At 64.4% G+C, this 6,124-nt stretch carries 6 protein-coding genes; 3 read left to right on the top strand and 3 right to left on the bottom strand.

The genetic code is table 11. The features are described from left to right. Positions 1 to 21: 21 nt before the first annotated feature. Positions 22 to 1,221 carry a tyrosine--tRNA ligase gene (tyrS, locus tag K2O50_RS02345; protein ID WP_050703547.1) on the bottom strand — a complete coding sequence of 400 codons (1,200 nt, stop codon included), beginning with the start codon at positions 1,219 to 1,221 and terminating at the stop codon, positions 22 to 24. 213 nt (positions 1,222 to 1,434) lie between these two features. On the opposite strand from tyrS, the gene K2O50_RS02340 reads away from it, so the two are divergent. Further along, the gene (locus tag K2O50_RS02340; RefSeq protein ID WP_050703546.1) at positions 1,435 to 2,850 is read left to right on the top strand and encodes a peptidoglycan DD-metalloendopeptidase family protein; all 1,416 of its coding nucleotides are present in this window, start codon (positions 1,435 to 1,437) and stop codon (positions 2,848 to 2,850) included. Position 2,851: 1 nt separating this feature from the next. Further along, a complete protein-coding gene (locus K2O50_RS02335; protein WP_050703545.1) occupies positions 2,852 to 3,943 on the top strand; it encodes an anhydro-N-acetylmuramic acid kinase in 1,092 nt (363 codons plus the stop codon). A gap of 60 nt (positions 3,944 to 4,003) precedes the next feature. Here the strand turns inward: K2O50_RS02335 and erpA are convergent, their stop codons facing one another. Together erpA and argC are read right to left on the bottom strand one after the other, a co-directional pair. Next, positions 4,004 to 4,354: an iron-sulfur cluster insertion protein ErpA gene (erpA, locus tag K2O50_RS02330; RefSeq protein ID WP_050703544.1), complete on the bottom strand. Its 351-nt coding sequence runs from the start codon at positions 4,352 to 4,354 to the stop codon at positions 4,004 to 4,006. 145 nt (positions 4,355 to 4,499) lie between these two features. Next, positions 4,500 to 5,534 carry an N-acetyl-gamma-glutamyl-phosphate reductase gene (argC, locus tag K2O50_RS02325; protein WP_050703543.1) on the bottom strand — a complete coding sequence of 345 codons (1,035 nt, stop codon included), beginning with the start codon at positions 5,532 to 5,534 and terminating at the stop codon, positions 4,500 to 4,502. Positions 5,535 to 5,674: 140 nt separating this feature from the next. Here argC and hemJ point away from each other — a divergent pair, with 140 nt between their 5' ends. After that, positions 5,675 to 6,100 carry a protoporphyrinogen oxidase HemJ gene (gene hemJ / locus K2O50_RS02320; RefSeq protein ID WP_050703542.1) on the top strand — a complete coding sequence of 142 codons (426 nt, stop codon included), beginning with the start codon at positions 5,675 to 5,677 and terminating at the stop codon, positions 6,098 to 6,100. Positions 6,101 to 6,124 lie beyond the last annotated feature (24 nt).

The raw sequence follows: 6,124 nt of genomic DNA, 5'->3' as shown, positions 1-6,124 counted from the left end.
TATAGCTACACCACCAGGCGATCACTCCGCCTTGAGGCTGACCCGGGCAAACGCCTTCTTGCCCGCCTGGCACACATGGGTCGCGCCAATCACGAACATGAAGTCGCGGTCGACCACCGCACCATCCACCTTGACCGCGCCAGCGCCAAGCAGATCCCGCGCCTGCGCCGAGTTCTTCACCAACCCAGCCCGGTTCAGCACTGCGGCGATTGGCAGATCTTCAGCGGCAGCCACTTCGATCTCCGGCAGATCCTCCGGCAACTCGCCTTCCTTCATGCGGTTGCCCGCGGCACGGTGCGCATTGGCCGCAGCCTCTTCACCATGGAAACGAGCCACGATCTCCTCGGCCAGCTTGATCTTGATGTCGCGCGGATTGGCGCCATTCTCGACATCCGCCCGGAACTGATCGATCTCCTCCATCGAACGGAAGCTCAGCAGCTCGAAGTAACGCCACATCAAGGTATCGGGAATCGACACAAGCTTGCTGTACATCACCCCGGGCGCTTCCTGGATGCCGACATAATTACCCAGCGACTTGGACATCTTCTTCACGCCATCCAGCCCTTCGAGCAGCGGCATGGTGACGATGTTCTGCGCCTCCTGACCATAGGCGCGTTGCAGCTCGCGCCCCATCAGCAGGTTGAACTTCTGATCGGTGCCACCCAGCTCGACATCGGCCTTCAAGGCGACGGAGTCGTAGCCCTGCACCAGCGGATAGAGGAACTCATGGATCGCGATCGGCTGGTTGGTGGTGTAGCGCTTGTCGAAGTCGTCGCGCTCGAGCATGCGCGCCACGGTGTACTGCGAGGCCAGGCGAATGAAGTCGGCAGGGGTGAGCTTGTCCATCCAGGTGGAGTTGAACGCCACCTCGGTCTTGGCCGGGTCGAGGATCTTGAACACTTGCTGCTTGTAGGTCTCGGCGTTGTCCAGCACCTGCTCGCGGGTCAGCGGCGGACGGGTGGCGCTCTTGCCGCTCGGGTCGCCGATCATGCCGGTGAAGTCGCCGATCAGGAAGATGACCTGATGCCCCAGCTCCTGGAACTGGCGCAGCTTGTTGATCAGCACCGTGTGCCCCAGGTGCAGGTCGGGCGCGGTTGGATCGAAGCCCGCCTTGATGCGCAGCGGTTGGCCACGCTTGAGCTTCTCCACCAGTTCCGATTCGACCAGTACCTCTTCCGCACCGCGCTTGATAAGCGCCAGCTGCTCTTCAACCGACTTCATAGACAGACCCGCAACGCTAGGATTCAAGGGGAGCCAACCATACAAGATCGGCCATCAAATACAAGTTTCGCAAAGGATTGTGACCCGAACTGCGCACCGCAACGTCTACGCGCCCTTGCGTGAGAATGGATTTGGTTATATTTTATACAGTTATTTCATCTTCATCATGTCATTCATCTTTTCCATTTCACCTTTTTCAAAGTCACCTCACCTATGACCAACGAAACGCCTAAAGCGCCCCCGCTTTATCCGAAAAGCCATCTGTTGGCCGCAAGCGGCATTGCCGCCCTCCTCAGCCTGGCCTTGCTGGTCTTCCCTTCCAGCGAAGTGGAAGCCAAGAAAACCACCCTCAGCCTGGAGCTCGAGAGCCCGGCAGAACAGCTCAAGGACGAGTCCCGCAGCGCCCCCCTGGTAGAGGCCGGGCAAAGCAGCGACTCGCCATTCGCCCAGATCGACGGCGCCGAGCCCGAAACCGCCAAGGCGGAACCGGCGCCGGCCCCCGCCGCCAAGCCGGAAGAGAAAACCCCGGGCCACCGCGAAGTGGTGGTCAGCCGCGGCGATACGCTTTCCACCCTGTTCAACAAGGTCGGCCTGCCGGCCAACGTCGTCCACGACGTGCTGGCGAGCAACAAGCAGGCCAAGCAGTTCAGCCAGCTCAAGCATGGCCAGGTGCTGCAGTTCGAACTGGACAAGGACGGCCAGCTGACCAGCCTGCACAGCAAGGTCAGCACCCTCGAGACCATCCGCCTGAACAGGACCGACAAGGGCTTCGCCTTCGAGCGCGAGGTCAGCAAGCCGGTGGTCCGCACCGCCTACGCCCATGGCGTGATCAAGAGCTCGCTGTCCGCCTCCGCCCAGCGCGCCGGCCTGTCCCACAGCATGACCATGGACATGGCGCGCATCCTCGGCTACGACATCGACTTCGCCCAGGACATTCGCCCTGGCGACGAATTCGACGTGGTCTACGAGCAGAAGATGATGGACGGCAAGGTGGTCGGCACCGGCAACATCCTCTCCGCCCGCTTCACCAACCGCGGCAAGACCTACACCGCCGTGCGCTACACCAACAAGCAGGGCAACACCAACTACTACACCGCCGACGGCAACAGCCTGCGCAAGGCGTTCATCCGCACCCCGGTGGACTTCGCCCGCATCAGCTCGCGCTTCTCCGCCGGGCGCAAGCACCCGATCCTCAACAAGATCCGTGCGCACAAGGGCGTCGACTACGCCGCGCCACGCGGCACACCGATCAAGGCCGCCGGCGATGGCCGCATCGAACTGGCCGGCCGTCGCGGCGGCTACGGCAACACCGTGATCATCGCCCATGGCAATTCGTACAAGACCCTCTACGGCCACATGCAGGGCTTCGCCAAGGGCATCAAGACCGGCTCCAGCGTCAAGCAGGGTCAGATCATCGGCTACATTGGCACCACCGGCCTGTCGACCGGCCCGCACCTGCACTACGAGTTCCAGGTCAACGGTGTCCACGTCGACCCGCTGAGCCAGAAGGTGCCGATGGCCGACCCGATCGCCAAGGCCGAGCGCCAGCGCTTCAACCAGCAGAGCCAGCCCCTGATCGCTCGCATGGATCAGGAAAAGGCCACCCTGCTCGCCGCCAACAAGCGCTGACATGGCGCTCTACCTGGGGGTGATGTCCGGCACCAGCCTTGATGGCCTGGACATCGCCCTGATCGAGCAAGACGAGCAGCTGCGGCTGCTCGCCACCCATTACATCCCCATGCCCGTCGACCTGCGCCAGGACCTGCTCGGCCTCTGCGCCAGCGGCCCCGACGAGATCGCCCGTGCGGCCCTGGCGGAAAACCGCTGGGCCACCCTGGCGGCACAGGGCATCAATCATCTGCTGGCCGCCCAGGGCCTGGCGCCCGACGCCATCCGTGCCATTGGCAGCCACGGCCAGACGGTTCGCCATGAGCCGGCCCGTGGCTTTACCGTGCAGATCGGCAACCCGGCCCTGCTGGCCGAGCTCACCGGTATCTGCGTGGTGGGCGACTTCCGTCGTCGCGACGTGGCGGCGGGCGGCCAGGGCGCGCCCCTGGTACCGGCGTTTCACGAGGCCCTGTTCGGTCATCTCGGCCAGCGCCTGGCGATCCTCAACGTGGGTGGCTTCAGCAACCTGAGCCTGATCGAACGCGAGCAGCCGGTGCATGGCTTCGACTGCGGCCCGGGCAATGTGCTGCTGGATGCCTGGATCGAACGCAAGCAGGGCCAGGCTTTCGATGCCGACGGCGCCTGGGCGGCCAGCGGCAGCGTCCGTCAGGACCTGCTGAGCGCCCTGCTGAGCGATCCGTTCTTCGCCGGCAGCGGCCCGAAGAGCACTGGCCGCGAAGTCTTCAACCTGCCCTGGCTGGACGCCCATCTGGCGCGCCTGCCGGCGTACCGTGACGAAGATGTCCAGGCCACCCTGCTGGAACTGACGGCGCGCAGCATCATCGACTCGCTGCGCCAGGCCCAGGACGACACCGAGGCCCTGCTGGTCTGTGGCGGAGGTGCGCGCAACGGTGCATTGATGGCGCGCCTGGCGGCCCTGCTGCCGGCTGCCAAAGTTGCAAGCACCGCCGCACATGGCGTGGACCCGGATTGGGTCGAGGCCATGGCCTTCGCCTGGCTGGCCCATTGCTGCCTGGAGGGCATCCCGGCCAACCGCCCCAGCGTGACCGCCGCCCGCGGCCTGCGCATCCTCGGCGCGATCTACCCCGCCTGAACACCCGCCAGAATGCAAAACGCCGCGCAATTGCGCGGCGTTTTCACAGCAGGGCCCGGATCAGATCGAGAACGACGAACCGCAACCGCAGGTGGTGGTGGCGTTCGGGTTCTTGATCACGAAGCGCGAACCTTCCAGGCCTTCCTGGTAGTCGACTTCGGCGCCCGCCAGGTACTGGTAGCTCATCGGGTCGACGACCAGCGCAACACCTTCGCGCTCGACGATGGTGTCGTCATCGGCCACGTCTTCATCAAAGGTGAAACCATACTGGAAGCCCGAGCAGCCGCCGCCGGTCACGAACACACGCAGCTTCAGCCGCTCGTTGCCCTCTTCGCTGACCAGGGTTTTCACCTTGTGCGCAGCCCCGGGAGTGAACTCCAAAGCCGTGGGGGTGAAGGTTTCGACGCTCATGTTGATTCTCCCGGCGCAGTGCCGCCATAAAACTCGATGGCGGGTATTATCCGCTTGTCCGAGAAAATCGGTCAAGAATTGTGCGGCTTTAGTCGCCCCCATGAAAAAGGCCCGCGCGAGGCGGGCCCTGGCAACGACCGGCGGCTTACGGCAGCAGCCCGGCGTGGGACAGCCCCATGCGCTCGTCGAGGCCGAACAGGATGTTGAGGTTCTGCACCGCCTGGCCCGAGGCGCCCTTGACCAGGTTGTCGATCACCGACAGCACCACCACCAGGTCACCGCCCTGAGGCCGGTGCACGGCGATACGGCAGACGTTGGCACCGCGCACGCTGCGGGTTTCCGGATGGCTGCCGGCTGGCATCACGTCGACGAACGGTTCGTTGGCGTAGCGTTTCTCGAACAGCGCCTGCAGGTCGACCGAGGTATCGGCGACCGTTGCGTACAGGGTGGCATGGATGCCACGGATCATCGGGGTCAGGTGCGGCACGAAGGTCAGGCCGATGTCCTTGCCCGCCGCCTGGCGCAGACCCTGGCTGATCTCCGGCAGGTGACGGTGGCCCTTGACCGCGTAGGCCTTCATGCTCTCCCCGGCCTCGCAGAACAGCGAGCCCACCGCAGCGCCGCGGCCGGCACCGCTGACGCCCGACTTGCAGTCAGCGATCAACCGCGACGGGTCGGCCAGGCCGGACTCCAGCAATGGCAGCAAGCCCAGCTGGGTGGCGGTCGGGTAGCAACCCGGCACGGCGATCAGGCGCGCCTGACGGATCTTCTCGCGGTTTACTTCGGGCAAGCCGTAGACCGCGTCCTTGAGCAGCTCGGGCGCGCCATGGGGCTGGCCGTACCACTTGCCCCATTCGGCGGCGTCCTGCAGGCGGAAGTCGGCGGACAGGTCGATGACCTTGGTGCCGGCCGCCAGCAACTCACCCGCCAGGGCGTGGGCGACGCCGTGGGGCGTGGCGAAGAACACCACATCGCAGGCCGCCAGGGTCTTGGTGTCCGGCACGCTGAACGCCAGGCCATCGTAATGGCCGCGCAGGTTCGGGTACATGTCGGCAACCGCCACGCCCGCTTCGGAGCGCGAAGTGATGACCGCCACTTCGGCCTGTGGGTGCTGCGCCAGCAGACGCAGCAGTTCGACACCGGTGTAACCCGTGCCGCCGACGATACCGACCTTGATCATGACGCTTGCCCCTTATCAACGAGACCACTGGAAAGCGCACGATAATAGGGGCCAAGGGCGCCTGTAACAACTCTTGGGATGACCCTTCGGGCCCTTGGCCTCTACTATCTGACGACCGTGAAAACCTGAAGGAACTCCCCATGCTCTATCTATGGATCAAGGCGCTGCATATCGTCAGCGTGGTCTGCTGGTTCGCCGGCCTGTTCTACCTGCCACGCCTGTTCGTCTATCACGCCCAGAGCCAGGACAGCATCAGCCTCGAGCGCTTCACCACCATGGAGCGCAAGCTGTACCGGGGCATCATGAACCCGGCGATGATCGCCACCTACGTGTTCGGCGGCTGGATGCTGTACCTGAACCCCGGCTGGCTGAGCCAGGGCTGGCTGCACGCCAAGCTCACCCTGGTAGCCCTGCTCACCGTCTACCATCACATGTGCGGCGCCCAGCGCAAACGCTTCGCCGCCGGCACCAACACCCGCAGCCATGTTTACTACCGCTGGTTCAACGAGGCACCGGTGCTGATGCTGCTGGGCGTCGTAATTCTCGTGGTGGTCAAACCGTTCTGACGATATCCACCCGCCTACAGGAGT

This window comes from Pseudomonas sp. 2hn (genome assembly GCF_019646095.1).
In the GTDB taxonomy this organism is placed as follows: domain Bacteria; phylum Pseudomonadota; class Gammaproteobacteria; order Pseudomonadales; family Pseudomonadaceae; genus Aquipseudomonas; species Aquipseudomonas peradeniyensis.
This window is presented reverse-complemented; position numbering and strand designations above follow the sequence as displayed.

Bases quoted from the DNA above. Each gene is read 5' to 3' on its own strand.
- tyrS (WP_050703547.1), bottom strand. From the start codon at position 1,221: ATGAAGTCGGTTGAAGAGCAGCTGGCGCTTATCAAGCGCGGTGCGGAA.
- K2O50_RS02340 (WP_050703546.1), top strand. From the start codon at position 1,435: ATGACCAACGAAACGCCTAAAGCGCCCCCGCTTTATCCGAAAAGCCAT.
- K2O50_RS02335 (WP_050703545.1), top strand. From the start codon at position 2,852: ATGGCGCTCTACCTGGGGGTGATGTCCGGCACCAGCCTTGATGGCCTG.
- erpA (WP_050703544.1), bottom strand. From the start codon at position 4,354: ATGAGCGTCGAAACCTTCACCCCCACGGCTTTGGAGTTCACTCCCGGG.
- argC (WP_050703543.1), bottom strand. From the start codon at position 5,534: ATGATCAAGGTCGGTATCGTCGGCGGCACGGGTTACACCGGTGTCGAA.
- hemJ (WP_050703542.1), top strand. From the start codon at position 5,675: ATGCTCTATCTATGGATCAAGGCGCTGCATATCGTCAGCGTGGTCTGC.